The sequence below is a fragment of the Vibrio albus genome, assembly GCF_003144035.1.
Classification (GTDB): Bacteria; Pseudomonadota; Gammaproteobacteria; order Enterobacterales; family Vibrionaceae; genus Vibrio; species Vibrio albus.
On record NZ_QFWT01000003.1, the window covers coordinates 405,792 to 432,237 of the forward strand.

General features: G+C 44.1%; 25 protein-coding genes, 1 pseudogene and 1 riboswitch. Of the genes and pseudogenes, 12 read left to right on the top strand and 14 right to left on the bottom strand.

Features of this window, described 5'->3' with window-relative positions; translation table 11 throughout:
* Positions 1 to 31 precede the first annotated feature (31 nt).
* On the bottom strand, positions 32 to 1,516 hold the full coding sequence (locus DI392_RS07975) for a carboxypeptidase M32 (protein WP_109319370.1): 1,485 nt from the start codon (positions 1,514 to 1,516) through the stop codon (positions 32 to 34).
* A gap of 121 nt (positions 1,517 to 1,637) precedes the next feature.
* On the opposite strand from DI392_RS07975, the gene DI392_RS07980 reads away from it, so the two are divergent.
* Positions 1,638 to 2,285 (top strand): LysE family translocator, encoded by a 648-nt coding sequence (locus DI392_RS07980; RefSeq protein WP_109319462.1) that lies wholly within the window; start codon positions 1,638 to 1,640, stop codon positions 2,283 to 2,285.
* A gap of 93 nt (positions 2,286 to 2,378) precedes the next feature.
* Here the strand turns inward: DI392_RS07980 and DI392_RS07985 are convergent, their stop codons facing one another.
* Complete coding sequence (locus tag DI392_RS07985) at positions 2,379 to 3,758, bottom strand: alanine/glycine:cation symporter family protein (protein ID WP_109319371.1); 1,380 nt, start codon at positions 3,756 to 3,758, stop codon at positions 2,379 to 2,381.
* Between the two features lie 122 nt (positions 3,759 to 3,880).
* A riboswitch (glycine riboswitch) is annotated at positions 3,881 to 3,994 on the bottom strand.
* Between the two features lie 331 nt (positions 3,995 to 4,325).
* Here DI392_RS07985 and DI392_RS19580 point away from each other — a divergent pair.
* The gene (locus tag DI392_RS19580; protein ID WP_181388387.1) at positions 4,326 to 4,484 is read left to right on the top strand and encodes a hypothetical protein; all 159 of its coding nucleotides are present in this window, start codon (positions 4,326 to 4,328) and stop codon (positions 4,482 to 4,484) included.
* 24 nt (positions 4,485 to 4,508) lie between these two features.
* On the top strand, positions 4,509 to 5,249 hold the full coding sequence (locus DI392_RS07990) for a chromosome partitioning protein ParA (RefSeq protein ID WP_109319372.1): 741 nt from the start codon (positions 4,509 to 4,511) through the stop codon (positions 5,247 to 5,249).
* A gap of 28 nt (positions 5,250 to 5,277) precedes the next feature.
* Here the strand turns inward: DI392_RS07990 and DI392_RS07995 are convergent, their stop codons facing one another.
* From DI392_RS07995 to DI392_RS08010, 4 genes are read right to left on the bottom strand one after another with little or no spacing between them, the layout of a single operon-like run.
* Entirely contained in the window at positions 5,278 to 6,417 is a 1,140-nt protein-coding gene (locus DI392_RS07995; protein WP_109319373.1) for an ABC transporter permease, read from the bottom strand.
* The gene (locus DI392_RS08000) at positions 6,414 to 7,562 is read right to left on the bottom strand and encodes an ABC transporter permease (RefSeq protein ID WP_109319374.1); all 1,149 of its coding nucleotides are present in this window, start codon (positions 7,560 to 7,562) and stop codon (positions 6,414 to 6,416) included. The genes DI392_RS07995 and DI392_RS08000 overlap by 4 nt, the downstream gene beginning before the upstream one ends.
* A 4-nt stretch (positions 7,563 to 7,566) precedes the next feature.
* Positions 7,567 to 8,541 (bottom strand): HlyD family secretion protein, encoded by a 975-nt coding sequence (locus DI392_RS08005; protein ID WP_109319375.1) that lies wholly within the window; start codon positions 8,539 to 8,541, stop codon positions 7,567 to 7,569.
* Entirely contained in the window at positions 8,538 to 9,986 is a 1,449-nt protein-coding gene (locus DI392_RS08010; protein WP_109319463.1) for a TolC family protein, read from the bottom strand. Before DI392_RS08010 ends, DI392_RS08005 begins: the two co-directional genes overlap by 4 nt.
* Before the next feature lie 199 nt (positions 9,987 to 10,185).
* Between DI392_RS08010 and DI392_RS08015 the strand changes: the two genes are divergently transcribed.
* Positions 10,186 to 10,692, top strand: coding sequence for a GNAT family N-acetyltransferase (locus DI392_RS08015; RefSeq protein ID WP_109319376.1), 507 nt, complete (start codon positions 10,186 to 10,188; stop codon positions 10,690 to 10,692).
* A 70-nt stretch (positions 10,693 to 10,762) separates the two neighbouring features.
* Here DI392_RS08015 and yidA read toward each other — a convergent pair whose 3' ends face one another.
* On the bottom strand, positions 10,763 to 11,572 hold the full coding sequence (gene yidA / locus DI392_RS08020; RefSeq protein WP_109319464.1) for a sugar-phosphatase: 810 nt from the start codon (positions 11,570 to 11,572) through the stop codon (positions 10,763 to 10,765).
* Between the two features lie 153 nt (positions 11,573 to 11,725).
* Here yidA and queC point away from each other — a divergent pair, with 153 nt between their 5' ends.
* Complete coding sequence (queC, locus tag DI392_RS08025; RefSeq protein WP_109319377.1) at positions 11,726 to 12,421, top strand: 7-cyano-7-deazaguanine synthase QueC; 696 nt, start codon at positions 11,726 to 11,728, stop codon at positions 12,419 to 12,421.
* A gap of 97 nt (positions 12,422 to 12,518) precedes the next feature.
* Here the strand turns inward: queC and DI392_RS08030 are convergent, their stop codons facing one another.
* Positions 12,519 to 12,869 carry a DUF2750 domain-containing protein gene (locus DI392_RS08030; RefSeq protein ID WP_109319378.1) on the bottom strand — a complete coding sequence of 117 codons (351 nt, stop codon included), beginning with the start codon at positions 12,867 to 12,869 and terminating at the stop codon, positions 12,519 to 12,521.
* A 273-nt stretch (positions 12,870 to 13,142) separates the two neighbouring features.
* On the opposite strand from DI392_RS08030, the gene nagK reads away from it, so the two are divergent.
* Positions 13,143 to 14,057, top strand: coding sequence for an N-acetylglucosamine kinase (nagK, locus tag DI392_RS08035; RefSeq protein WP_109319379.1), 915 nt, complete (start codon positions 13,143 to 13,145; stop codon positions 14,055 to 14,057).
* A 63-nt stretch (positions 14,058 to 14,120) separates the two neighbouring features.
* On the opposite strand, the gene DI392_RS08040 is transcribed toward nagK, so the two are convergent.
* The 3 genes and pseudogenes from DI392_RS08040 to mobA all read right to left on the bottom strand — a co-directional run bounded on the left by DI392_RS08040 (position 14,121) and on the right by mobA (position 15,506).
* Positions 14,121 to 14,387: a DUF2960 domain-containing protein gene (locus DI392_RS08040; protein WP_109319380.1), complete on the bottom strand. Its 267-nt coding sequence runs from the start codon at positions 14,385 to 14,387 to the stop codon at positions 14,121 to 14,123.
* 13 nt (positions 14,388 to 14,400) lie between these two features.
* Positions 14,401 to 14,913: pseudogene (mobB, locus tag DI392_RS08045) on the bottom strand (molybdopterin-guanine dinucleotide biosynthesis protein B); the annotation flags it as partial.
* Complete coding sequence (mobA, locus tag DI392_RS08050; protein ID WP_109319382.1) at positions 14,913 to 15,506, bottom strand: molybdenum cofactor guanylyltransferase MobA; 594 nt, start codon at positions 15,504 to 15,506, stop codon at positions 14,913 to 14,915. The gene mobA and the pseudogene mobB, both read right to left, overlap by 1 nt.
* Before the next feature lie 113 nt (positions 15,507 to 15,619).
* Between mobA and DI392_RS08055 the strand changes: the two genes are divergently transcribed.
* From DI392_RS08055 to DI392_RS08065, 3 genes are all read left to right on the top strand, one after another.
* Positions 15,620 to 17,041 (top strand): sigma-54-dependent transcriptional regulator, encoded by a 1,422-nt coding sequence (locus tag DI392_RS08055; RefSeq protein ID WP_109319383.1) that lies wholly within the window; start codon positions 15,620 to 15,622, stop codon positions 17,039 to 17,041.
* On the top strand, positions 17,041 to 19,056 hold the full coding sequence (locus DI392_RS08060; RefSeq protein ID WP_109319465.1) for a sensor histidine kinase: 2,016 nt from the start codon (positions 17,041 to 17,043) through the stop codon (positions 19,054 to 19,056). The genes DI392_RS08055 and DI392_RS08060 overlap by 1 nt, the downstream gene beginning before the upstream one ends.
* 317 nt (positions 19,057 to 19,373) lie before the next feature.
* Positions 19,374 to 20,594, top strand: a complete 1,221-nt coding sequence (locus DI392_RS08065; protein ID WP_109319384.1) for an ammonium transporter — start codon at positions 19,374 to 19,376, stop codon at positions 20,592 to 20,594.
* 95 nt (positions 20,595 to 20,689) lie between these two features.
* Here DI392_RS08065 and cobB read toward each other — a convergent pair whose 3' ends face one another.
* Both cobB and DI392_RS08075 read right to left on the bottom strand, forming a co-directional pair.
* Complete coding sequence (gene cobB, locus DI392_RS08070) at positions 20,690 to 21,403, bottom strand: Sir2 family NAD+-dependent deacetylase (RefSeq protein WP_109319385.1); 714 nt, start codon at positions 21,401 to 21,403, stop codon at positions 20,690 to 20,692.
* Between the two features lie 23 nt (positions 21,404 to 21,426).
* On the bottom strand, positions 21,427 to 22,470 hold the full coding sequence (locus tag DI392_RS08075) for an extracellular solute-binding protein (protein ID WP_109319386.1): 1,044 nt from the start codon (positions 22,468 to 22,470) through the stop codon (positions 21,427 to 21,429).
* Between the two features lie 224 nt (positions 22,471 to 22,694).
* Between DI392_RS08075 and DI392_RS08080 the strand changes: the two genes are divergently transcribed.
* The 3 genes from DI392_RS08080 to ttcA all read left to right on the top strand — a co-directional run bounded on the left by DI392_RS08080 (position 22,695) and on the right by ttcA (position 25,384).
* Positions 22,695 to 23,534, top strand: a complete 840-nt coding sequence (locus DI392_RS08080) for a DUF2189 domain-containing protein (protein ID WP_109319387.1) — start codon at positions 22,695 to 22,697, stop codon at positions 23,532 to 23,534.
* On the top strand, positions 23,527 to 24,390 hold the full coding sequence (locus DI392_RS08085) for a glucosaminidase domain-containing protein (protein WP_109319388.1): 864 nt from the start codon (positions 23,527 to 23,529) through the stop codon (positions 24,388 to 24,390). The genes DI392_RS08080 and DI392_RS08085 overlap by 8 nt, the downstream gene beginning before the upstream one ends.
* 100 nt (positions 24,391 to 24,490) lie before the next feature.
* Positions 24,491 to 25,384 carry a tRNA 2-thiocytidine(32) synthetase TtcA gene (ttcA, locus tag DI392_RS08090; protein WP_109319389.1) on the top strand — a complete coding sequence of 298 codons (894 nt, stop codon included), beginning with the start codon at positions 24,491 to 24,493 and terminating at the stop codon, positions 25,382 to 25,384.
* Between the two features lie 74 nt (positions 25,385 to 25,458).
* Here the strand turns inward: ttcA and uspE are convergent, their stop codons facing one another.
* Positions 25,459 to 26,406 (bottom strand): universal stress protein UspE, encoded by a 948-nt coding sequence (uspE, locus tag DI392_RS08095; protein ID WP_109319390.1) that lies wholly within the window; start codon positions 26,404 to 26,406, stop codon positions 25,459 to 25,461.
* Positions 26,407 to 26,446 lie beyond the last annotated feature (40 nt).

Below are 26,446 nucleotides of genomic sequence, written 5' to 3' on the forward strand. Positions count from 1 at the left end.
GCTATTACGTTACAGTGTAATGATAAGCTGGCTATTTCAAATATCGACTTTCCAAATGAGCTTTAAAGAAGGTTGGGTTCAACGCTTCGTCAGTAGCTTTTTTAACTAACTCGTCTGTTGTTAGCAAGCTGCCTTTGCTCCAGATTTTATCCGATAGCCAGTTAAAGATAGGGGAGAGATTACCGCTACGGATGGCAGCATCGACATCAACCGTTTTCTTCATTGCCGCCATAAACTGAGCGGCATACATAGCACCTAATGTGTAACTTGGGAAATAGCCGAAGGCACCATCGGTCCAATGTATGTCTTGCATACAGCCGTCTTTAAAGTTGCCTTTGGTGGAAAACCCAAGGTAGGCCTGCATTTTTTCGTTCCATAGCTCCGGGACATCAAGATAGGATATTTTGCCGTTCATCAGATCCCGTTCGATCTCATAACGCAGGATGACATGGGCCGGGTAGGTCAGTTCATCAGCATCCACACGAATAAAGCCTTTGTTTACCCGGGAATACAATTTCTGGAAGTTATCTGAAGCAAAAGCCGGTTCATTTTCTTTGCCAAATTGTTTGCCTGTCATCTCGGCCAGGTGATGGATAAAAGACGGGCTACGTCCCACCTGCATTTCAAAGAACAAAGACTGAGACTCATGAATGCCCATGGAACGGGCTTCTCCGACAGGTAGCCCAGCGTAGGATTCGGGTAAGCCCTGTTCATACCGGGCATGGCCGGTTTCATGCACGGTGCCCATCAGAGACTGGATAAAGTCGGTTTCATCATAGCGGGTCGTCAGACGGACATCCTGTGGAACGCCACCGCAAAATGGGTGTACGCTTTCATCCAAACGACCATGATTGAAATCAAACTGTAGTAATTCCATCACTTTATGACCCAGTGCCTTTTGTTGAGTGGCTGGAAATATTCCCTGGGGCATAAGAAGGTTTTCGTGGCTTTGTTTTTCGATGACCTGTTCAATAAGTTCAGGAAGCCAGCGCTTAATATCATCAAATAGTGGTGTTAAAAATTCAGTCTTAGTTCCCGGCTCATAAATGTCTAACATGGCATCGTAAGGGGACAAACCGGTGGCTTCAGCACGTATCTGAGCCTCATGCTGAGAAAGGTTAACGACTTCTTTCCAGTTTTCAGCAAACCCCTTCCAGTCATTGTTGGTGCGTTGGGTTCGCCAGGCATGCTCACATTTTGAGCCTGCCATGGATTTAGCATGGACTAAATCTTCAGGAAGAACATTCGCCTGAACCCACTGACGCTTCATTTCGCGCAGACTTGCCGTGTCTTCCGGTGGCAGGGTTTTTGTCTCCGCTTCAGAAAACCAGTCGGCGAGAGAGTCTTGAGTTTGTAACTTATGAATATGGACGGAAAGCTCTGCCATGGCTGCGGAACGAGCCGATGCGCCTCCGGCTGGCATCATTGCAGCCTGATCCCAGCCGCAAATCGCAGCCAGGTGATTAAAATGCGATATTTTTTTAAAATGTTCGGTCAGTTTTTTATATGCGGTCATCAGCTTATGTCCGTGAGTGTAAGTCACTTTATACTAACAAGTTACCTCTCACTTTCTCAATCACTTGGTATTACCGATGTTTCCTGATATAACCAACCTTTATGCTGTTTCCGGAGCCTGTATGTATATCCAAAATATTGAAGCTTTTCTTATCGCCATTACTATTCTGACTCTGACACCTGGAATTGATACAGCGCTAGTGATAAAGAATACGACACGTAGTGGTGTTAAGGATGGCTGCGTGACTAGTTTTGGTATCTGTAGCGGGTTGTTTATTCATGCCACATTTTCTGCCGTTGGTATTTCGGCTATTTTGTTGCAGTCCGCCCAGTTGTTTATGGCGGTTAAATGGGTTGGGGCACTTTATCTTATCTGGTTAGGGATTAGCTCGATGAAATCGACATTCAAAGGGGGAAACGGGCTGGATGTTGATTCAGTAAGTAGCCGGACTTTTTCTGCAAGACGAGCAGTAAGAGAAGGCTTTTTATCGAATGTACTGAATCCAAAAACCGCAGTATTTTATCTCGCGTTCCTACCCCAATTCATTAATCCGGATTACTCCCCATTTTTGCAGTCACTAACTATGGCTGGTATTCATTTTATGATTGCCATGGTGTGGCAGTGCGGTGTTTCTATGGCGGTAACCTCTGCACAAAAGCTGGTAAAAAACTCAGCAATGTTAACCTGGATGGAAGGCATTACTGGTAGTGTACTTATCGCGCTTGGAATCAAGCTGATGATAGATGATGGACCGTCTCCGGTTCATTAGGTCAGCCCATACCAAGGTGCAATAAATAAAAATGCCAGTCAGATTAACTGACTGGCATTATCTTTTTATACTTGGTATGTCGCAATAGGCTGATTAGCTTTCTGTTGCAGGTTCGTGTTTGTCCAGTGTCACCATCTGACTAAAAAACTGTTTCGTTTCTTCCGCGACCACATTACGCAGTGCTATCAGGCCAATCAGGTTAGGAATCGCCATCAGTCCGTTAACGATGTCAGCAATCAGCCAGATCATATCCAGTTTCAGGAATGCACCGGAAGCGACTAATCCAAGAAAGATGATTTTATAAGGCAGTACTGCTTTAGTACCCATCAAAAATACTACACAGCGCTCACCGTAATAGTTCCATCCAAGAATAGTGGTAAAAGCAAAAAACATCAGGCCAATGGATACCATCATCGGGCCAAAAGTGTCTGAACCCAGACCAACCGCGAATGCATGTGTTGTCATCTCTGCACCGGCAAAGTCACTCTGCCATGCGCCTGTCAGGATCAGAGCCAGACCGGTCATGGTACAGATGATGATCGTATCGAAGAAAGTACCGGTCATGGAGATCAGGCCCTGACGAACACACGAGTCTGTTTTAGCAGCAGCAGCGGCCATAGGAGCGCTACCAAGCCCTGATTCGTTAGAGAATACACCACGTGCGATACCGGATTGGATCGCAACCATGATCGTTGCACCAAGGAAACCACCAGTTGCTGCGGTAGAAGTAAAGGCAGAAGTGATAACCAGTTCAATAGCCGTTAGCAGTTGGTCTGCATTCGCAACCAGGACACTCAGACAGGCAAGCACATAAAAAACCGCCATTGCCGGAACCACTTTACCCGCCACTTTAGCGATAGACTTAATACCGCCAATAGTCACAAACGCGACTAACAGAGTCAGAACCGTTGCGGCTACGCCGCGTGACAGGCCGAATGACAGTTCAGAAGCATCAAGGATTGCGTTCACTTGCGGGAATGTACCGATACCGAAGCAGGCAACACCAAGAGCAAAAATAGCAAAAAGAGTAGCCAGTAGTTTAGAGCCGACCCCGTATTGCAGATAGAACATTGGGCCACCAACCATCTGGCCTTTATCGTCTACTTTTCGGTATTTGACTGCCAGCAGACATTCCGCGTATTTTGTTGCCATTCCGAATACGGCAGCCAGCCACATCCAGAAAAGAGCACCGGGTCCACCTAGTTTGATAGCTGTGGCAACACCAACGATATTACCGGTACCGATAGTGGCAGACAGAGCCGTACACAATGCAGCGAAGCTGGATACATCGCCCTGAGTTTTATCATTACCACTTTTGCTGAACACCATTTTTAGTGCAGTTGGCAGGTGTCTAAACTGTAGTAGTCCAAGACGAAAGGTGAAATACACACCGGTACCAACCAGCAGTATTAATAATGGTGGTCCCCAGACCAGACTGTCGACCGTTTGTAAAAAAGATTGGAAGTTATTCATGATTTTCCCCTTAAATAATAAAATCGGTTAAGGAGAAGAGGGAAAGGTGGTGATTTTAATTATCACTTATGATCGGGTAAGAACACCCAAAGGTGCTCTGAAGATACATTTACTCGTTTGCTTTCCACTCCTCTGTCCTTTTGCCTGAGAGTTTCACCCGACCTGGTGGTCGAACTTGCTCCTTCGGCGGCTGATAATATCGTTGTGATATTTCAGCTCTCTCCAGAGGTTCCTCCAACTACAGTCCCCGTCTAGCGTTAAGCATCGACACCTGAAAGATTCACTTCTTCGGTGGACAAATGTCGTACGTTTTTTTCAAAACGAAGAGCAGATGTCTCTCTCCTGCAGTCTTCACTGGAACAAATACCTGTATAAAACTTATTAACAAGTATTCTGTAGCGCGGATTTTAATTTAAAATCGGGAGGGTGTCAGCAAAGAAATGACTGTTTGTCTAAATAATCGCCATAAACCTAAGAGGAAGATGAAGAAATACGGAAAAAATACCGAAATTATATATAATTAGGTAATAAGTCAGGTTTTCCGAACAGAAGATAACGGAGCAAAAAATGACAAGATTACTCGCGATTGGTGTTTTGATAGCATTGGCGGTATTGCTGTTTCGGTATCGGACTAATGAAAAAGTACAAACGGGTGTTGTGGTTGTGCTGATTACCTGCGTTACGATATATACCATCATCATTGTAATTAGCGAATTGATACGTTGAGAGTGAAGTCGGAGTAATAGTTCAGTGAAAGATCAGAACGATCAGGATAATGTTGTTGTCATTGAAGAGCGGGACAAGAGAACGTATCTCTATATCGCGGTGGCCGCTGTATTTGGAATAGCTATTGGTGGCCTGGTGGGGTCAATAGTGACGCAGAGCCGATGGGAGTCTGCGTATCATCAGGTTCTGGCCAGATTAGAACAGGTAAGTACCGTACCGCTAACCAATAGTAAACCGCGTGTTGACGAACCAGCTCTGGATATTGAAACCGAAGTTAATAAGAGGGTAACGGAACAACTTGAATCAGAAGTGAGTGTCTTACAAAAAGAGTTTGATGCGGAACTTCAGGCGTCAAAGAATATGGTAACGGAGCTTGAAAAGGTCAATATCAACCTGGAAACCAGAATAAAGACACAACAGGAGGCAATAGAGCAGTCTCGGGATGAAAATGTTCAGCTTCAGCAAAAAATTGAGATGCAAGGCGTTGTGTTTGAGCGGGCCAGAGAGTTGTTTCAAAAAGAGTTAAGAGTGAAACAAGAACTGGACAAACTGCAGCAGGAAAGGGAGGAACTGGAGCCTAAAGTTGCACGTTACCGTAAAGACTGTGACGCTTACCTTGAAGGTAATGACTGGGATGTTGCTGAAAATTCTTGTGATAAGCATGATGAAGCAAACTCAAGGATCAGTCAGATCGATCAAATGATAGAAGTTCACAGACTTGATCTTCGTGAAATACAGCAAATTGCCAGTGAGATAGGGCTGTAGGTTAGGTTACTTCAACAGATATACATGCTTATTGAGGTTTTGCTTGTTGTAACTTGCGGTAGGCATAACAGGCGATTGCTCCCCAAACGATAACCTGCCCCCACATTACGGACCACAGAGGCAGAATAAGAGAAAAGTCAGCCCCCATCTGATTGACAGAGAGAAAACTTTGTATTGCCGGAGTGCAGGGAAAGAGCTGGCTGAGCCATATAAGAGGTTTTGGCAGGGCTTCCAGGGGCCAGATAAATCCGGAACTGAATATCAGTGGCATTGAGCTTACTAACACGACCATGGTGACTAACTCCCGCCTTGGCAGTATTGCTCCGAGCCAGATACCGATACAGGCGCTGCTGATAAGAAAAGGAGCCAGTAACTTTACGATCAGCCAGCCATCAGCCAGTTGGCTGATATGGTAATAGTCAAAGCTAAAACCAAAATAAAACATGGCCAGCAGGTAATAAATAGCGACAAAAATAAACACGCGTATGCTTAAAAGAGACATAGTCGGTGTTCGTTTCCAGTACCCGTTTCTGTCTTTTTCAGTTCCGACTAACAGGCCGGTACCCATGATCAGTGTCTGCTGCAAAATGAGCACAAATACCCCCGGTATCACATAGTCCACATAGCCGATAACCGGATTAAATACAGGCTTCATATTGAGTCTGGCTTGAGCATACTGCTCTTGTGCCGAAGCCAGAGGCACGCCGTCCATCAGCATTCTTGTTACGGTTGCCTTTGCACCTAAAGTACCGCTTGCCTGTGCCAGCCCTTGTATTATGGTTCCGTAAACCAGAAAGTACGATGCGTCACCCGCATAGGAAAGTATCGGACTTTTGCCTAACAGAAGGTCCCGGTAAAAATGCCTGGGAATAACCAGTAAGCCTCGAACCTGTCCGGAAACAAACTGTTGTTTGGCCTGTTCAATGGAATGGGCTCGGCCGACAATGTTTACCTGTGGTGTGGCATTAACCATTCGTTCCAGCTGGCGGCTGACAGCACTGTTATCCAGATTAACAACCGTAATATCCTGTTCGGTGGGGGTCTGTTTTGCATAAGGTAAGGGGTAAAGAAAAGAATAAAATATAACACCACCAAAGACTGTAAGCATTACCACCTGATTGGTGAATATCGAACGTAACTCTTTCTGGAGTAAAGAAAACAGGCTCATGTGTCGCTCTCCTGTCTTGCGTGGTGCTTTTTGATCAGTAACAGGGTGACCCCTAGCGGGAACAGGTAGCCTAGCATTGGCAGGCTAAACCGGGTAATGGTTTGCCATGATGTGACGCCGTAACTTGATTGGCCGATTTGCGCTTCAATATAATAGCTGACCGGCAGTAAATTTCGCCAGATCTCCGCAGGTAAAGGCATATCTGTCGCAGGGAAGGTAATGCCCATAAAAGCAAAGCTGGGGGCGGTTAAGACGCCCGCAAAACTCATTGCCCGCGCCGGATCCTGAGTGATAAAGAAAAAAAGGCTTCCCATAATGATACAGGCGACGGCAGTCAGGAGTTGTGCATAAATCAGAGGAAAAAGGCTGCCAGCCATGGGCCACTTTAGTCCGGTGTAAAACCAGCTGAGAAAACCGAAGCCTGAAAGTAGATAGAAGGGAAGATAAAACCTGCAAAGAGAGATAAACCGACGCACAGGTTGCGGACCTAGCATGGTTTTTGAACCATATATCCGGTAATTGGCAGTTAACCAGAGTATGGTGGAAACCACAATAAAAATCTGCCACAAAGCGGGAACAATAGCAGAAACAAGAAATTGTGCGTAATCTGAGTTCAGGTTAAACAGTGGGGTTATTTGACTGCGCAGTGGTAAAGCCTGGCCGGCTGCGCCTGAAAATGTCTGTTGTCCTTTGCTTAATTGTTTTAATGCTCCGGCCTGAGTGTTAAAAGTGCCATAAGCCTGATTGACCGCACTGTTGATCTGCTTGCCAACCAGAATGTACTGACTGTTATAAAACACCGATATCTGTGGCGGGGTGTTGTTATAGATATCCCGGGTAAAGTGGCGGGGAATAACTGCGTAAGCATAAATATTTCCTGCGATCAGCGCCTGCCTGGCTTCATAGACATTTGGGTAGGCGCTGGTAACTGCCATAACGGAGGTGGCATCAAGTTGACGTACCAGTGTGCGCGAAACCGTGTCATTCTCAAGATCAACAATACCAACAGGCAGATCACAAACAAGTCCCTGAGAAAAAATCCACCATAGTGTTACGGCCAGAAAGACGGGAAGCCATGTCAGGGATGAAAGCAGCCATTTATCATGCTTTAATACGTGCCACTGGCTAAGTCTGGAGTTCTGCATAGACTTACAGCTCAACAGCGACGCTCATACCCGCTCTGAACGGATACGAGCCGGTAAGTGGACGCGCCTCAACCTCAAAAGTTCTTAAATCAAAACCTTGTGAAGAGTCGGTTGATCGCCAGGTTGCAAAGTCACCCATAACGGCGATATGAGTGACCCTGAAATCGACATTTTTGTCTAATGCAGGAAGATAGGCGGTAAAGGTGGTGCCTTTAGTAAAGTGTTTGAGCCGATCCTCCCGGATGTTGAACACTGCCCAGCAATCATCCATGTCTACAACGGTGACAACAGGAAACCCCTGTGGTGCAAGCTCCCCGCTGTTCAGTAATACCTGAGAGACTTCACCATCAAACCAGCTTTTGATTCGGGTATCTTTGGCATAAGCTTCAACCTCAGCAACGGCACCTGCAGCCATACGGGCTTTCTCATTCGCTGCCTGAACGGTTTCGAAGCGGGCACCTTCTTTTGCCATCTGATACATTTGATACGCTGCACTTTCGGTATATGTTGCGGCTTGCCACTGGGTTTGGGCTTCATCTCGTTTTTGTTCCGCGATAACACCATCTCTATATAGGTTATCAATCCTTTTGTAAGTCTTTTCAGCAAGCTGAGCCGCTGCCTGAGCTTTTTTCCATTGATCTTCTGCGGCTTGGATCTGCTGGGTTCTGGCACCGTTTTCTGCTTCCTGAGCGAGAGCACCCGCTGCTGCTTTCCCGGCCTGAGCCTGCTCAAGTTTGGCATTAATTTCCGGGCTATAAATGGTGAAGATGAGATCGCCTTTTTTGACTACATCTCCTTTCTTCACCATCACACTATCAATACGTCCAGCGACTTTGGAGGAAATACTGTACTGCTGAGCTTCTATTTGCCCCTGAATATGAATCGGTTTTGGCTGATGAGCCTGATAAAAGCTATTTCCAACCCAGCCCGTGATGGCGAGTACAGCCGTGGCTATCAGAATTGGCTTCACAATATTCATTTTTCACTCTCCTGGTGAGTGGGGTTAGCAGACGTATATTCATAGTGAATGAAGGTATTCATTTCACTACTGAGTGCTAATAACCGATTTAAAGCAATCACGTAGTTAAACTTGGCAACTTGCTGTTGTGTTCTGATACTGGCCAGGTAGAGTTCGGCGTCGACAACGTCCAGGGAAGTGGCCAGCCCTTGAGAAAAAGCCATTTTGCGCAACTTCAGATTTTCTCCGGCGAGATCAAGGCTGGTATTCAGGCCGTCTGCTTCTTCAATGGCTTGTTGTGCCTCGGCATACGTTTTTTCTACCAATACGGTCAAATCTTTAATAGCCTGCTGGCGGGTATTAGAAACCTGAATAATGGCATGCTTAGCCGCTGCCGCTTTTTCTGAACGCCCCTGATTATCGACCAGGCTGATATTGACTCCGATTCCAACCATCCAATCGGGTACCAGCTTACTGGCAAGGGTGTCCTCCTCATAAAGGGTATAGTTACCGTACAGATACACTTCCGGGTAATAGCTTCCCATTTCGGCCTTCAGCAGATTCTTTGCCTGTTTCTCTTTAGCATTCAGAAGCGTAAGTCCAGGGTGTGTTGCTAAAGTCTGGTCAGTAAAAGCGGATAAAGGTGGGAGCTTATGGTTGATAAAAAGAGAAGTCTGCGGGCGGATAGGTTCCTTCTGATTGAGCACTTTTGTCAGAGCGGCAGACGCAATAGTTAAGTCTCGTTCTGCTTTTTTTCTGTCAACAATGGCTTTCATTAATGATGCTTCAGCCTGCAGCCGCTCTACTTTAGCTATCTGGCCTTGTTGCTCAAGCTTCATCGCTGATTTTTTATGTTGAGTCAGACCTTGCTCTACGGTTATTCGAGTATTTAGAATCTGTTTGGCTAATACCACACTGAAATAGTATTTTGTCAGGTCCTCATACCTGGCCTGAGTTTCCATTCTAAGTTGAGCTTCAGCTTCTTCTGTTTGTCCCTGAGCGATATCCTGGGCGGCTGTGATTCTTCCTCCGGTAAAAATAGGCCAGATAGCCCGTATGGAAGAGTTAACCATGTCTTTTTCTGCGATAGTTGATGTCGGGTTCAGGGAACTAAGCCCTGTAATGGCCGGGCCGAGGCTGGTGGATGATAGACTGCTTATCAGGTTTGGTAGCGCAGCTTTGGTCGAATCGTCGAGACTGTCAACAAGATCATCAGCTGAGAGAGTGACATCATCGTCCAGTCTTGTATATGTCGCCCCCAGAGTAATGGAGGGGTAATCTAATGCGGATTTAGCTTGTTCGAGCTGCTGATAACGCTCAACGTTGGCTCTTTGTGCTGCTAATGAACTGTTTTTTGTCTGCAGAATATCCCAGGCTTCGTTAAAGTGAAGGTTTTGCGAAAAAGCCGGAATGGATATAACCCAGCCCAGAATAGATGAGACGATAATGCGGGAGTTTTTAGCCATGTACAGATCAACGTTATAACGGTGCATGAATTAGAGTATATACTCTAATTCATGCGGGTGCAGCAAAATTAGCTCATGACTTATAGGGTTATTTTGCTATTCACTATACATTTTTGTCGCAAATATTGACCCGCCACTAGATTGTGTCTGATAAAAAGGTCAAGCTTTATTCATTGGCTTTATGAGTAAAATAATTGGAATGGATAATATTCAAATTCGGAGTGCTGTATTTGATGATTTGGATGAGCTGAACGATATGATGTTTGCTCTGCACGATTATCATCACAAGTCTTGTCCTGAACACTTTAAAACTGCTGAAGAAATTGAGCAGGAAAAAAGTATTGCCCGCTATCTGGACATACCAGAATGTCTGGTTTATGTCGCGGTAGAGGAAAAAAGAGTCATTGGCTTTATTACCGGTCATTTTTGTGAACTGGTATCAACCGTTAGCAAGCCCGTTGAAATGGGGAGTATTGATGAACTCTATGTGCTTCCCGAAAAACGCAACAGTGATATTGCGGGAAAATTGTTTCGGAAACTGGAGCAGACGTTTGATGATTATGGTGTTCAGCAAATCTTTGTTGAGGTATGGGATTTCAATCAGGGCGCTGTACATTTTTATAATAAAATGGGATTTAACCAGCATATCCACTGGATGAGAAAATCACTTCAGGGGGAATCTTCAGAGTATAAAGACTTGTTTTAACGTCAAACGAGTCAGTAAGAAAGAAGGCGGCTATACTTGCCGCACTTCAGTATTGTTTTAATCGGGATTGTTATGCATTAAGCACAAACTTCTCAATAGCGGCAGCAACGCCGTGATTGTCGTTCGTGTCGGTCACATAATCTGCCAGGGATTTGGTTTGTTCCATCGCATTTCCCATAGCAATCCCAAGGCCGGCATATTCGATCATATGGTGATCATTTTCAGCATCCCCCATACAGATTACCTGATCGGCATTCAGGCCCAGATATTCCGCAATCACTTTAACTCCGACACCTTTGTTACTGTCTTTATTCAGAAACTCCAGAAAGAAGGGGGAACTACGCACAATCGTAAACTGTTCATACAGTTCTTTTGGCATGGCCGCGATGGCTTTTTCTAACCGGTCTGGCTCATCGATCATCATCGTTTTGATAATCTGATGGTCGTCTTCCAGTGTTGAAAAATCAAGGACGGTCACATCCATGCCGTTGATTTTCGCTTCATGCTCTGTGTACTTACTGTTTTTTGGGGTGATCAGGCCGTGCTCTTGACTGAACGCATGGATATTGATACCTAGATCGTTACTTAAACTTGCCAGCAGCTTGGTTTCTTTACCGGTTAACGTCTGGCTACGAATTACCTCTCCATTCGATACTCTCTGGACGAGGGAGGCATTATAGCTGAGCACAAAATCGTTATCAGACGTTAAATCCAGCTCTAGTATTTTCGGCATTATTCCTTCAATAGGACGCCCTGAAGCCAGAACAACCGTTACGCCAAGAGCACGAGCTTTTGCTATGGCTTCTTTATTCTGCTGAGATATTTCTTTATCACTATTCAGTAGCGTGCCGTCCATATCCAGAGCAATCAGTTTGTACATATCAATACCTAGTGTGTCGTCAATATAAACTGAGAATACCATAGGAAGATGAAAGAATCCTGACTAAGCCGGGTAAAATCTTTCGGTGAATATTGATATTATGGCTGCTCTCTATTATGGTCTGGCAAGATTTGATTGTATTAAGGTAGTCCGATGAAGAAAGCGGTGGTGGTATTTAGTGGTGGACAGGATTCGACAACGTGTCTGGTTCAGGCCTTAAAGCAATATGATGAGGTTCATGCTATTACGTTTGATTATGGACAGAGACATAAATTAGAAATTGAAGTCGCGAGTAAACTGGCTAAAAAACTGAAAGTAAAAGCTCATAAAGTTATGGACGTTGGCCTGCTTAATGAGCTGGCTGTCAGTTCGCTGACCCGAGAAGATATTCCGGTTTCCCATGAGTTACAGGATAACGGCTTGCCCAACTCTTTTGTTCCGGGACGCAACATTCTTTTTCTGACTCTGGCGGGTATCTATGCTTATCAAATAGGGGCTGAGGCTATTATTACCGGGGTATGTGAGACGGATTTCTCCGGTTACCCTGATTGCCGGGATGACTTCATTAAAGCGATGAACTCAGCTCTGGTGAAAGGGATGGACAGGTCTCTGGTTATTGAGACGCCGCTGATGTGGCTTAATAAAGCTGAAACCTGGGCTCTGGCTGATCAAAATGATGCTCTTGATGTTGTGAGAAATGAGACCCTGACTTGTTATAACGGGGTGATTGGTGATGGCTGTGGGGATTGTCCTTCTTGCGCGTTACGACAAGCTGGACTGGATGAGTACCTGAGTAATAAAGATGCAGTTACGACGTCACTTTTAGCTAAGCAGGCTAATAGAATATAGAAAATACATGTCCGGGCATCCGTGCCCGGCTCAGAACCTATTTTTTATTATCAGAACTTACTTTTTATTAAAAGTACACTCCTGTTAAAGGGGCCTGTTAAAGATACATTTTAGCCAGTTCGGATGGCTCAACTTCTTTTCCTTCCAATTCTGCGTTCCAGTTAACGCCAATGAGAACGGCATCTTCAGATAACGTGATTAGCCAGTCTTCCACAAAAATATCTAATGGAATTTCAACGACACTGAAATCTTCCCACTCTTCTACATTCTGCATTTCTGCGTCTTCTTTTTCTGACCAGAAAGGCATGACTTCTGTGTCTTCGAATTCAGCAGAGTCACAGGCCAGCCAGCCTTCTTCATTGCGCAGCCCCCAGACAATCTTGCTTTCTTTCGTTTCGTTGATAAAAAGCTCGAGGTTCGCCTGCGTATCAGATGTCAAATTGCTCATGGTTTATTCCTGCAATGGTTTAATCGCTATGATGTTAGCAGGAAATCATAGTCTTATCTTATTTATTTCCTACTCTTGTTCCTGTTTTTCCGAGACGTCTGTTTTTTGACCAGACCAATCACTTTTGGGGATGATATCTCGTTATCTCTGTTCAATATGATAAATAAATATGCCACTGGTCACGGAATGGAGGATGAGAGATGTGGATAATGCACCAGATTGTTTTTATTTTGCTCCTGAATTTTGGGGGGCTTTGAAGGAGAGAGAATTACTATGTATTACGGTTTTGACGTTGGTGGTACTAAAATTGAGTTTGGCGCATTTAACGAAAAGCTCGAAAGGGTCGCGACAGAACGTGTACCTACACCAGGAGATGATTACCAGAAGCTCATTGATACATTGGCGGGACTGGTAAAAAAATACGATGAAGAATTTGGTGTTGAAGGTAAAGTTGGTATCGGTCTTCCTGGTATGGAAGATGCGGAAACTGGCGCGGTTTTAACGGTTAATATTGCAGCAGCAAAAGGTAAGCTGCTTCGCAAGGATCTTGAAGCGGTGATTGGCCGCGAAGTTAAGATCGAAAATGACGCTAACTGTTTTGCTTTGTCAGAAGCCTGGGATGAAGAATTGCAGGGTGAAGAATCGGTAGCCGGTTTAATTCTTGGTACAGGCTTTGGCGGCGGACTTGTCTTTAATGGTAAGATTTTCTCCGGTAGCAACCACGTAGCGGGTGAAGTTGGCCATATGCGCTTGCCTATTGATGCATGGTTCCACTTAGGAGACAGTGGTAAAGCACCATTGTTTGATTGTGGGTGTGATAAAAAAGGTTGTCTGGATAATTACCTTTCTGGTCGTGGTTTTGAGCAATTGTATGAGCATTACTACGGAGAGAAGAAAAAGGCGATTGACATCATTAAGGCTCAGGCTGAAGGCGAACCAAAAGCCGTTGAGCATGTTGAACGTTTTATGGAGTTGTTGGCTATCTGTTTCGCGACTATCTTTACGTCTCTTGACCCACATGTCGTTGTTCTGGGTGGCGGCTTGTCTAACTACGACCTGATTTATGAAGAGCTACCAAAACGCATTCCTAAATATCTGCTGTCTGTGGCGAAATGTCCGAAAATCATGAAAGCGAAACATGGTGATTCCGGCGGTGTCCGTGGTGCGGCATTCCTGAATATTAAGTAATTACTTCATCAGTTCACATAAAGCAGCCCCTTATATAAGGGGCTGTTTCATTTCCTCTCTACCTTAGTTTTTCTTTTTTCCGACGCCACGGTTTTCTTTTTGTTGCAGAGTTATTTTCCCAAAGCCTAATTTTCTGAAGTAGTTATCTCTGTAATCGCGCACAGCTTTGCTGTCGGACACAGCTTCTATTTGTTGCTCCATTTTCAGGTATTCAGAAAGGTCAATACCTTCGGCTTCGGCGACAGCTTCTTGGATAGTACGGTGTTTCTCATAAGAAAAGGGCAGTGTTTTTTCCTGCTCTTTGTAGATATAAATAATTGTGCGTGCCATGTTTTTACTTACTATTGAATGTTTGAATAAAATCGGTCACAAAATCACAGATGGCAGAAATATCATTAATACTCATCTGTGGTAAAGAAGAATCCGCATGGGTATCTGATGCGATGGCAATAATATCCTTGTCTTGAGGGTAAAGCCAGGGGGTACTGGTTTCTTCCCGGTGTAGCTCGACCTTAGGAAAGGAGAGGTTTTTACAACCTTCTACCAGGATGATATCCAGCGTTGAGTGATCAAAGCGGCTCAAGAGGTATTCGAAACTGACTTCTTCCTCTGGAGTTTCTGTCATTAACACATGGCGTTTTCCCGATGCTAATAACATTTGATCTGCTCCGGCTTTACGCAGGCGATAACTGTCTTTTCCCGGTGTATCCACGTCAAAACTATGATGCGCATGCTTAAGAACCGCCACGCGCAGGCCCCGTTTTTTCAATACGGGAAGCAGAGCTTCCAGCAGTGTTGTTTTACCTGTGCCGCTATACGCTGCAAATCCTAAAACTGGAATGTTTGGTCGTGTCATTATTTTCCTGATATACCGTTTTGTAATTCTTCTGGTGTGTTTAAATTCATAAACAGTGAAGGTGTATGGGAAAAGTCGATATACTTTGTATTGCACTGTTGCAAAAACAATTTTACTTTCCGGTCTCCCTGAGCCAGGTAAGACTCTAGCTTTGGTAACGTGCGGGCATTCCATATACTGAAAACAGGTTGCGGCTCATGCCCATCGTGAGCGACGAAGATATCCGCGTCGGTCGTTATTGCTTGCAGCATTTGGTCGATATAATCCGTTGACAGATTAGGACTGTCGCATGGGACAAATCCCAGCCATTCACTTTTTATTTGCCTGAGGCTCGCATGAACTCCGGCTAAAGGGCCTGGAAACCCTGGCATTTGATCACAAACTACCGGTGCATAATTTGTGTAGTGGTTAATGTTACGATTGGCATTGATAAAAATGGAGTCTGACCGTTTTTTCAAACACTCCAGAGCATACTCGATCAAAGGGCGGCCATGGAATGCAATCAGTCCTTTATCTCGGCCTCCCATACGGGAAGCTTGTCCTCCGGCGAGAATGACCCAGCTAATCACCTGACCGAACTCCTTTGTGTCCATACCTTTGTAATATCCCCTAAAATAAGCGTATAGAGAAGCATAGTGTTTATGTAGGGAATAAGCTACTCTATCGCGAGTAAAATTAAGTTATTTCATAACGTTGGCATATAGTAATGAATTATTTCTCCGGTAAACAGACTAATCGCTATCAAAGTGCTTCTATTCTTATCGTCGATGATGAAGTCGGCATGCAAAAGGTGCTTTTCAAAGCATTGAGCAAAACTTTTCCCAAAGTGGATTGTGCAGGCAATATCGAAGAGGCGGAAAAGCTAAGAACCCAGAATCACTATGATTTGGTCATTCTTGATATTAACTTACCGGGGCGGTCAGGTATCGAGTGGACTGAAGTCTTTGATCACAATGAGCATGTGACTGATGTGATCTTTATGACAGGTTATGCCGATTTGGATATGGCTATTAAGGCTCTAAAACTGGGAGCGGCGGATTTTATATTAAAGCCATTTAATCTGGAGCAGATGCTAAAGGCGGTTCAGCAGTGTCTGGATAAGCGTATCGATCAGCGTCTTCGTTATGCGTTACAACGTGACGTTGAAAGGCATGTCGAAACGAATATTATTGGTGGCTCGGAAAAAACCAGACAGATTGTACAGACCATCAGGCAGTTTGCACCGTCAAAAGCGTCTGTTTTGATTCAGGGGGAGTCAGGTACCGGGAAAGAGCTTATTGCCCGTGGCTTACATGAGGCAAGTGGCAGAACCGGACCTTTTGTTCCCGTCAATTGTGCTTCCATATCTGAGCATTTACTTGAAAGCGAGTTGTTCGGTGATATGAGTACTCAGAGAGAAGGCATGTTTCAGGTTGCTGCCGGTGGTACGCTGTTTTTAGATGAAATCAGTGAAATGCCGTTGAGTGTTCAGTCTGCTCTGTTAAGGGTCTTGGAAGAAAGGAAAATCCGTCCCTTGGGATCAGATAAACAGATTAGCGTGGATATCCGTATTGTGGCATCGACAAATAAGAATCTGAAGCAGGAAATTAATGACGGACATTTCAGGGAAGATCTATTTTATCGGTTGAATGTGCTAGATATTCAGATACCTCCACTGAGAGAGCGTAAAACGGATTTAATTGATCTGGTTCCGCATTTCAGTAAAAAGCTTGCCAAAGAGTTAAACAGACCCGAACTCACCTGGAGTGAAGAAGATGTCTTTGCGATGCACCAGTATGAGTGGCCAGGCAACGTCAGGGAGTTAAAAAACTTACTTGAGCGATGTATTTTAATTGGTAAACCCGTTGCACAATACTGGCGAGAACTAAATTTTGAACATTCACCTTCCGACAGTAGAATATCAGTGACGCTGTCACATGGTGACATTACAACCGCCATTACCGATTTCAATAACAATCATATGGGGTATCCGACGGAATGGACGTTAAAGGACGTAGAGAAAGCTCATATAAAACAGGTTGTTAAATATTTTGATGGAAATAAATCAGCTGCGGCCAAAGAGCTTGGAGTATCGAGAAAAACGCTCGATAGAAAATATAAAGAGTGGGAGTCTCAGGACTTAACATGATGGAAAATCTTTTTGGTTTGGTTAGCCCACGGAATTTAGCTTATAAGATAAAAACCAAGGTCCGGTACCGGCTTCTGTTTCTCACCTCAATGCCTATTTTTATCACTATGTTTGCGCTGGTGATGATAACTATCTATTGGGCGACTCACTATACCTGGCAAAATGCTCTGGATGATGTCTCCGAGCGACTAAAAACTGCAGAAATCTATGTCTCACACCTTCATGAGAGCCAGAATATCGAAGTGACTACTTTTGAGGCGTCGTATAGTTTTCGTCAGAAGTTACGTGCATCTCTTTATGATGTTGATGAACTTAATTCATGGCTAAAGAGTCGTTCAACTAACGACTCTAATGTCTGTCTTCGCTGGCGAAATCCAAAGAGCGTGTCCAGCGGACTTTCCGATATCTCATCTGGGAAAGGTGCCTTTTATCAGGTGTTAAGTAAAGATGAGCTTCAGGCTGAGTGTCCAGAGCTTGCAAAAAAAGCGAGTGTTGCTGTGTTTAATGAGCAGCGGGAAGAAGAGCGGGCTCTGGTTAGTCGCATTATTTATCCGGTTTATGATGAAAACAGGGAGTTGCGAGGATATCTTGATAGCATACATTTAATCAATAATAACCAGAAAATAGTCGATGATATCAAGGAGCTGGTATATCCGGATATTGGCCTTAAGACGGCCAATACTGGTGCGGTCACTATATTTCTGGAAGATTTACGTATCAGTACAAACGTCCCTTTGAATGAGGGGGAGCCCGCTAGAAAGGCAGTTGGTACCCGTGTTTCCCAGAGAGTGAAACATACCGTATTAGAGCGAGGTGAATCCTACCTCGACAGAGCTTACGTGCATAACGCCTGGTATGTTTCTGCTTATATACCGCTACGCGACATCAATAGTAACATCGTCGGAATGTTATATGTCGGTCATCAGATATGGCCATTGATAGAGGCCTATATTATTAATCTGGGCGAGATTGCTTTGATGGTTTTTCTTGTTCTTCTTATTAGTGGCTACATTGTGCATTTTGGTACCAGAGACTTATTCCATCCTATAGAGAAAATTTCCTCTGTTGTGAAGGGCGTCCAGAATGGCAAAGTGAAGCGCATTGGTAACCTCCAATTATCAGACAAGCACGAGCTTGCGGAGCTGGCCAGACAGTTTGACCAGATGTTGGATCAACTGGATTTCCGTAATCAACAAATCAAACAGGCCGCGGCACAACTTGAGACTAAAGTTGCCGAGCGTACGGCCAGCCTTCATGAAAAAACGGAGCAGCTCGAACACCATATTACTTTGCTTAATCAGACCAGAGATAAACTGATTGTCAGCGAAAAACTTGCAGCGTTAGGGCAACTTACCGCGGGTATTGCTCACGAAATCAATAACCCTGTTGCCGTTATTTTAGGAAATGCTGAGTTGATTCAGATGGAGCTGGGAGAAGATGCGACTGATGTGAATGAAGAACTTACCGTTATATTTGAGCAGGTCAGGCGGATCAGAAACATAACACAAAGTCTGTTGCAGTACAGTAGAAATAGAGGAAAAGATGAAGTCTACAGTCTCCAGGATATAAACAGCATTGTGGCAGAAAGTATTACTTTAGTTAAAACTGGTTCTAAAAAGAAAAATGTGAGCTTTATTACCAACTATTCAGCGACAGCATTAGTTGAGTGTAGTCGTAACCAATTACTGCAGGTTCTGATCAACTTGCAGGTTAATGCAGTGCAGGCAATGGGTAGTAAGGGGACGATTTATATCAGTACTGAAAATTGGGTCGAAGAGTCGGTACAGAAAGGAGGGATTATTCATATTGAAGATGAAGGGAACGGTATAAGAAAAGAGGACATTCCAAAAGTATTTGATCCATTTTATACGACCAAAACAGAAGGTACTGGGCTAGGTTTGTCTGTATCTCAAGGTCTGCTTCACCGTATCGGGGCAGAGATACACGTTGAGTCAGAGCACGGAAAAGGTGCGCGGTTTAGCCTTTATCTCCGTAGAGAGGCTATATTTAGTTAGTATACCTGAATGCTATTGATTCAATTCGGTGCAATTAGTGTATTGTGCTAACCATATTGGTGCGCAAATTGGGTGCGCTCCTATAGGTTTTTATTTTATCTAAATAAGAATATTTTAATTTTACCGTTACAAATCAATATGATGCTGGTTGTTTTGGCGGTTTTTCCTTGCGCTGTGATTTATGGAACGCTATTTGCTATGACAGGGGAAAATAAAATAATTAACCATTTTGGTTCGCTATGACGTGCATATGCACTGAATTGATGCGAATAAAATAATGGTTTAAACCGACTCAAAATAACGGAGTAGTATCGAGAATGAGCAATAGTATTAGTCAAGTACATAGTGCTGTTCAGACTTTGACACAAAGTTCGGACACCTTATTCCTTTTGTTAGGTGCCATTATGGTATTCCTGATGCATGCTGGGTTTGCATTTCTGGAAGTAGGTACAGTACGTAAGAAAAACCAGGTTAACGCCTTAGTTAAGATCCTGGCTGATTTTGGTGTTTCCGCAGTTGCATACTTTTTCATCGGCTATTGGGTAGCTTATGATGCCAACTTTTTTGCAAGTGCAGAAACTCTATCCGCAGGAAATGGATATGAACTTGTTAAGTTCTTCTTCCTTCTGACATTTGCAGCAGCAATACCTGCCATTGTCTCTGGTGGTATTGCTGAAAGGGCGCGTTTTTATCCGATCCTATTAGCCACATTGTTTACCGTTGGTTTTGTGTACCCATTCTTTGAAGGCATTATCTGGAACGGTAACCTGGGTGTTCAAAACTGGTTTGAAAGCACTTTTGGTGCCGGTTTCCATGATTTTGCCGGTTCTGTTGTGGTTCACGCCGTTGGTGGCTGGATTGCCTTAGTGGCTGTCATCTTCCTGGGCATGCGTAAAGGTCGTATTCGTGCAGGAAAACACACGAACTTCGCACCTTCCAATATTCCATTTCTAGCTCTGGGTGCGTGGATCCTTTGTGTGGGCTGGTTTGGTTTTAACGTTATGTCCGCTCAGACTTTGAATGGTATTAGCGGTCTTGTTGCCATGAACTCATTAATGGCAATGGTTGGTGGTATTCTGGCTTCTTTGCTTGCAGGTAAAAATGACCCAGGTTTCATTCACAACGGTCCACTGGCTGGTTTGGTTGCGGTATGTGCTGGCTCTGACCTGATGCACCCACTTGGTGCGCTTGTAACGGGAGCGATTGCTGGTGCAGGATTTGTATGGCTGTTTACTCTTCTGCAAAACCGCACAAAAATCGACGATGTGTTGGGTGTATGGCCTCTGCACGGTGTGTGTGGTGCATGGGGTGGTATTGCTGCCGGTATCTTTGGTCAGGAAGCGTTTGGTGGCCTGGGTGGCGTGAGTTTCACTGTTCAGCTTCTCGGAACTATTTTGGGTATTGTTGTCGCGCTGGTGGGCGCTGGTATTGTTTACGGTACTCTGAATAAAGTGATGGGGCTGAGACTCTCTGAAGAAGACGAGTTTAGTGGTGCTGACCTGGCTATCCATAAGATTAGTGCAGTTAATGAAGAATAATCATTAAACATATGCGTAATAAAAAGGGTAGATGCTACACAGCATCTACCCTTTTTTAATGAATGTGTAATAGTATTTATAACACCAGCAGCCTGCTATCGTGCCAGCAACTCTGCAACCAGTTTAGGTACTTCAATGCCAGCTTTGCCATAACGTTTTTCTTCAAATTGGCTTTCTACCGCACTTGGCTTGAGGTTGATTTCAATCGTGTGGGCACCATGGAGCCTGGCTTCGTGAACCAGCCCTGCGGCAGGGTACACCACACCAGAGGTACCGATGGAAATAAAAAGATCGGCTTGTGCGATAGCAGAATAGATTTCTTCCATTCGGAGTGGCATTTCACCAAACCAGACTATGTGAGGTCGCATCTGAGATGGAACTGTGCAACACCGACACATGTCACCGGTTTGAATGTCTTCCGTATGTTCTACTACCTGTCCGGATGTACAGCAACGTGCTTTGAGAAGCTCTCCGTGCATATGAATGACATTCTTGCTGCCACCACGTTCATGCAGGTTATCAATGTTCTGGGTTATGATGGTCACGGTACCATCCAATTTTTGCTCCAAAAGCCCTAAGGCTTTATGAGCCGGGTTTGGTTTGATTTCTTCGCTCTGTAATGTCCGTCTTCTTTGATTATAGAAATCCTGAACCAGATCCGGATCAGCAATAAACCCTTCCGGAGTGGCAACATCTTCTACTCTGTGATTTTCCCATAAGCCATCTTCAGCTCGGAATGTCTGAATCCCGGATTCAGCAGAAATGCCGGCTCCGGTAAGCACAACGATATTTCTGTAGGGAAATTTCATGATATTCCTCCTGTATGGCTGCGTTATTGATAGTGGTCTTTAAGTTTTTGATAATACTCTTCGTACAGTTCATTCGCTTCACCCACGTCATCCTGCCAATAGCCGGACTCTATGACTTCCTGCGAAGGGAAAATGGAGGGGTCCTCAATAAAGGCCTTGGGTAGAAGAGGGTATGCAGATTTCACCGGAGTAGGGTAGCCAATTTTCAATGCTATCTTAGCGGCATTGTCCGGGCGAAGCAGGAAGTCGATCATTTGATGTGCCGCATCAACATTTTGTGCATCAGCGGGGATGGCCAGACTGTCCATCCAGAATATGGTTCCTTTCTCAGGCCATACGATCCGGATGTTCGCACCTTCATTGCGTGCCATATAGGCTGAGCCATTCCATAACATACCCAGCGATACCTCTCCTGATAGATAAGGATTTGCCGGGAAACCAGAATTAAATACCAGTATGTTTGGCATCAGCTGTTGCAACTCTTCATAAGCTGATTTTATTTCATCAGGATCCGTTGTATTGACTGAGTAACCGAGGCGAATGAGTGCAATGTGGAAGAGCTCCCTTGCATCATCAATAACCATTAACTGACCTTCCCACTTTGTATCCCAGAAATCATTCCAGTTTTTAACAGAAGTCAGATCCAGCATATCAGCGTTAATACCTATACCCGTGGCTCCAAGAACATAGGGGACTGAATATTGATTTTCAGGATCAAAAGGTTTGTTAAGATACGCCGGATCCAAATCATTCAGGTGAGAGAGCTTGGACTTATTCAGCTCCTGAAGCATGCCCTCTTTACGCATTTTGGACACAAAGTAACTGGAAGGAACCACAAGATCATAGTGTTGTTCTTGCTTTTTCAATGTCGAATACATGGTTTCATTGGAGTCATATGTTGAATACACAACCCGGATACCTGTTTCTTTGGTAAAATCAGCAAGAACGGATGCTGGAACATACTCAGACCAGTTGTAGAAAAATAACTCTTTATCTGCTGAGAAAGAAGAGGGTGAAAAAGAAACCAGTAACAGTATACAAGACAGAATGTTGGCTAATTTTTGCATGATAGTCTCCGTTACAACGGTTTGTCTGCTTTTTGAGTGACAGAAATTTTACGCATGATATCACCCAATGAGATGAAATATATCCGTTTAAGGCGATATTGTTTTTATTTTTTTACAACCATAACCTGTGAAATTGTTCATAGTGTGTAACAATTTAAAAGCGGCTATGAAAGAGAAACTTGCGCTAGTATAATCAACGGAATTTTTATATCAGAATTGAATTTATGACCCATAGCACTAAAAAAAGCTTTATCTTAGGTGGCTCGATAGAAACGGCGCTTTCTGGCCAGTATCAGCTGAGCCCGGTCGCTGTATTCCAGGAAGCTCTGAAACATACTATCAGGCACTTCATTTCTTTTACTCCTTCTATTGTGATTCTGTTGATTGTTCAGATCGCAATCTTTTACATTGCATTACAGCTGCAGATTGGCGATCCTCTTGCGTTGTTATCCCGCTTTTTAGAACCCGATACCATTACCAGCGATGTTCTGACCGCGATTATGGTTGCTAACTTTAGTTATGAGGTGATTAGTGCTCCGATCTACGCCGGAGTTTGTCTGATGGGCATGAGCCATGCCGCTGGCCTGAAAACAAAACCTAAGCACATATTGAAAGGTCTGCAGTTTACTATACCTCTTATCCTAGCAACCATGGTTGGTTTGATTTTACAGGGTATTGCAGGACAGCTTTTATTTGTACTATCACTGTATTTGTCTGTTGCGTTTAGCAATGCTGTACTTCTTATCTGTGAGAAGAGAATTGCGCCAATCTCGGCATTACTGCTTTCCTTACGAGCGGTAAACAAAAAGTTAATGCCTCTTCTCTCTATCTATCTGGTTATCATGGCTTTGTTTGTTTTGGCCACTATTTTTTATGGCTTCCCGCTACTGTTTGTGCTGCCGCTTTACTTCCACGTTAAAGGCATTGTGTATAGGAATATGTTCGGTATTACTCTGAAAATTGTAGCCACTGACAGTGATGATCACCCTGATTCAGGTAACCGTAGTGAAAGCCACTCCTCAAACACTGATAGCAATAAGGATTCTGACATTTTCAATGCATAAAGTAGTAGCAAAGTTGTTTGAAAACGTTTTTATAAAAATTATCGCCAGCGGTAAAAAGATCAAATTTAATGTCGGCCTTGCCGCTTTTTTGTCTGTGGCACTGGTTAGTTGTGTTTATAACGCCTACAAACCGGATAGCGGTGAAGCGGAATTAGTTGCTTTTGATCTGGTTGAGTTGGAGCCAACGCCGGATTTTACATCCATTTCAGATGTTACCGAAAAGAAAAAAGCGTTCTTTGAGTATTTGCGTCCGGGGATTAGAGCGGAAAATCAGCGAGTGAACAATGAGAGACGTTTTCTTTCAGCTATTCAATCTCGTGTTTCACATAACAAATCACTGTCATCTGCACAACAGCAATCGGTAGCGGCCCTGGCTGACAGCTATCAGTTGCCACTTCAGGGGCAGGCAGTAACACAAGACTGGCTGGACGAAATGAATACCCGTGTAAACGTGTTACCAGAAACATTGGTATTGACTCAGGCAGCGAACGAATCCGCCTGGGGAACTTCACGTTTTGCCCGGAAAGGGAATAACTACTTTGGACAGTGGTGTTATCAAAAAGGCTGTGGCCTGGTTCCTTTACAAAGGCATGATGAAGCCACTCACGAGGTGGCAAAGTTTGATTCGGCGGCTGAGTCAATTCACCGTTATTTTATGAATGTAAACCGTAATCAGGCTTATGAAGAATTAAGAGCTATCCGTGGTGAGTTGTCGAGGCAAGGGGTGGATCTGCTAGACGCTGAAAGTGCAACAAAGTTGGCCAATGGATTACTGAAGTATTCGGAACGAGGTCAGGAGTACGTCAATGACTTGCAGGCGATGATTCGGCATAACGAGGAGTTCTGGAAGCAATAGAATTTCATGAAAAAATGCGTATAATCCACGCCCTGTATAACCTGAATAGTATGCTTAAAGCAGAAATATCACCTGTCATAGCCGGACATGAGAAGTCGTAATGAGTCAAAAAGATACCAGAAAAGAAAACTATGAATACAACAAACTCCAGAAACGTCTCAGGAGAAATGTTGGTAGTGCTATTAGCGATTACAACATGATCGAAGAAAATGATGTTGTTATGGCGTGTATCAGTGGTGGTAAAGATTCATTTGCGATGCTGGATATTCTGCTGAGCTTACAAAAGGCTGCACCGGTTAAGTTTGATGTGATTGCTGTTAACCTAGATCAGAAGCAACCGGGGTTTCCTGAGCATATTCTGCCTGATTACTTCGAAACTCTGGATATTCCTTACTATGTTGTCGATAAAGATACATATTCAGTGGTGAAAGAAAAGATTGAAGAGGGTAAAACAACTTGTGGGCTATGCTCACGATTGCGCCGTGGAACCCTATACTCATTCGCTGAAAAAATAGGGGCGACAAAAATTGCTCTCGGTCATCACATGGATGATATTGTTGAAACACTTTTTCTGAATATGTTCCATGGCTCACGCATGAAAGCGATGCCGCCCAAACTGCGTTCTGATGATGGACGAAATGTCGTTATTCGTCCTCTGACATATTGCCGGGAAAAAGATCTTATTCGATTTGCAGAGCATAAAAATTTCCCGATTATTCCTTGTAACCTGTGTGGTTCTCAGGAAAACCTACAAAGACAGACCATCAAGGCGATGCTTCAGGAGTGGGATAAGAAAACACCTGGCCGTATAGAAAGTATTTTTAAATCATTGCAAAACGTTAGCCCAAGCCAGTTGGCAGACAAAGTGTTGTTTGATTTTATTGAACTGCCGATTGATCGTGATGGAGAACGAGCAGAGTATAATTTTGCGGAGGCTATGGTCTCATCAACGAATATTGATGAATCAATGTTTATTGATGTCGCGAACGTCTGATTCGAAACTCGACTCTTAACCCCCGGAGAATAGCGTATTCTTCGGGGGGTCTTCTATAAAGCCTTTTAGTTCTTCTATTCTGATTGCTCAGGATCCAGAGGGCTGATATACCCTTTGGGTTTTAGGGCCAAAACGTCGCAATTGATTTTATCAATGACATGTTCTGCCGTATTACCAATAAAGACCGCGGATAATCCAGTCCGTCCTGTTGTACCCAATATGACGAGCCCAGCATCCAGTTCCTTGGCCAAGTAAGGAATAATATCCTCGGGTAGCCCTTGTTCTACTCGGGTTTGCTCCTCTGGAATTCCGTATTTATTCCGCAAGGCCTTCATTGATTTCAAGTGATGACCTCGCACAGCATCTGTATAGGTTGCAGGGTCAAACTCGGGGAGTTCTATCGTAATATTTGCTGGAGTTACAGGGTAACAATTGGCCAGGTAAGGTTTGGCATCCAGCCGGATGCATAAGCTCTTTAACTGTTCTACCATCGAATCGTTAAGTTCTTGGTGAGTTGGGTTCTCTGAACCGACATGTACCGATGCGATAATATTACCGTTTTCCGGCCAGTCATGGTTTTTAACTAAAAGCACAGGGCAGGGGCATTTACGTAACAAGTGCCAGTCTGTCGGAGTAAAGATGACAGACTCAAGAACATCATGCTTACGAGTCGATTTGATAAGAATATCATGTGAACCAGAGAAGACCTCGCTGATGATCGCTTCATACGGCCTGTTATGCCATACCACTTTTACGTCAAAATCGATAGAGTCATTAATATAAGGCTGGGCAACTTCTTTCATCCATGCTTCGCGTTGCTGAACCACACCTTTGCGCATTGCGTTACGTTCATCGCTGGAAAGCATCGATGTCATTTCATACGAAAAATCGTAAATGGATAAGAAGAAAGTTATATGGCTTTTACACGCGCTTTTCTGTGAAAGCTGTATAGCTCTTGCTAATGCAGGCTGAACTTCGTTATTAACATCAGCAACCACAAGGATCTTACTGTATATACTCATAATAACTCCTCACTTATGGAGCAGAACCAAAGGGTTAATG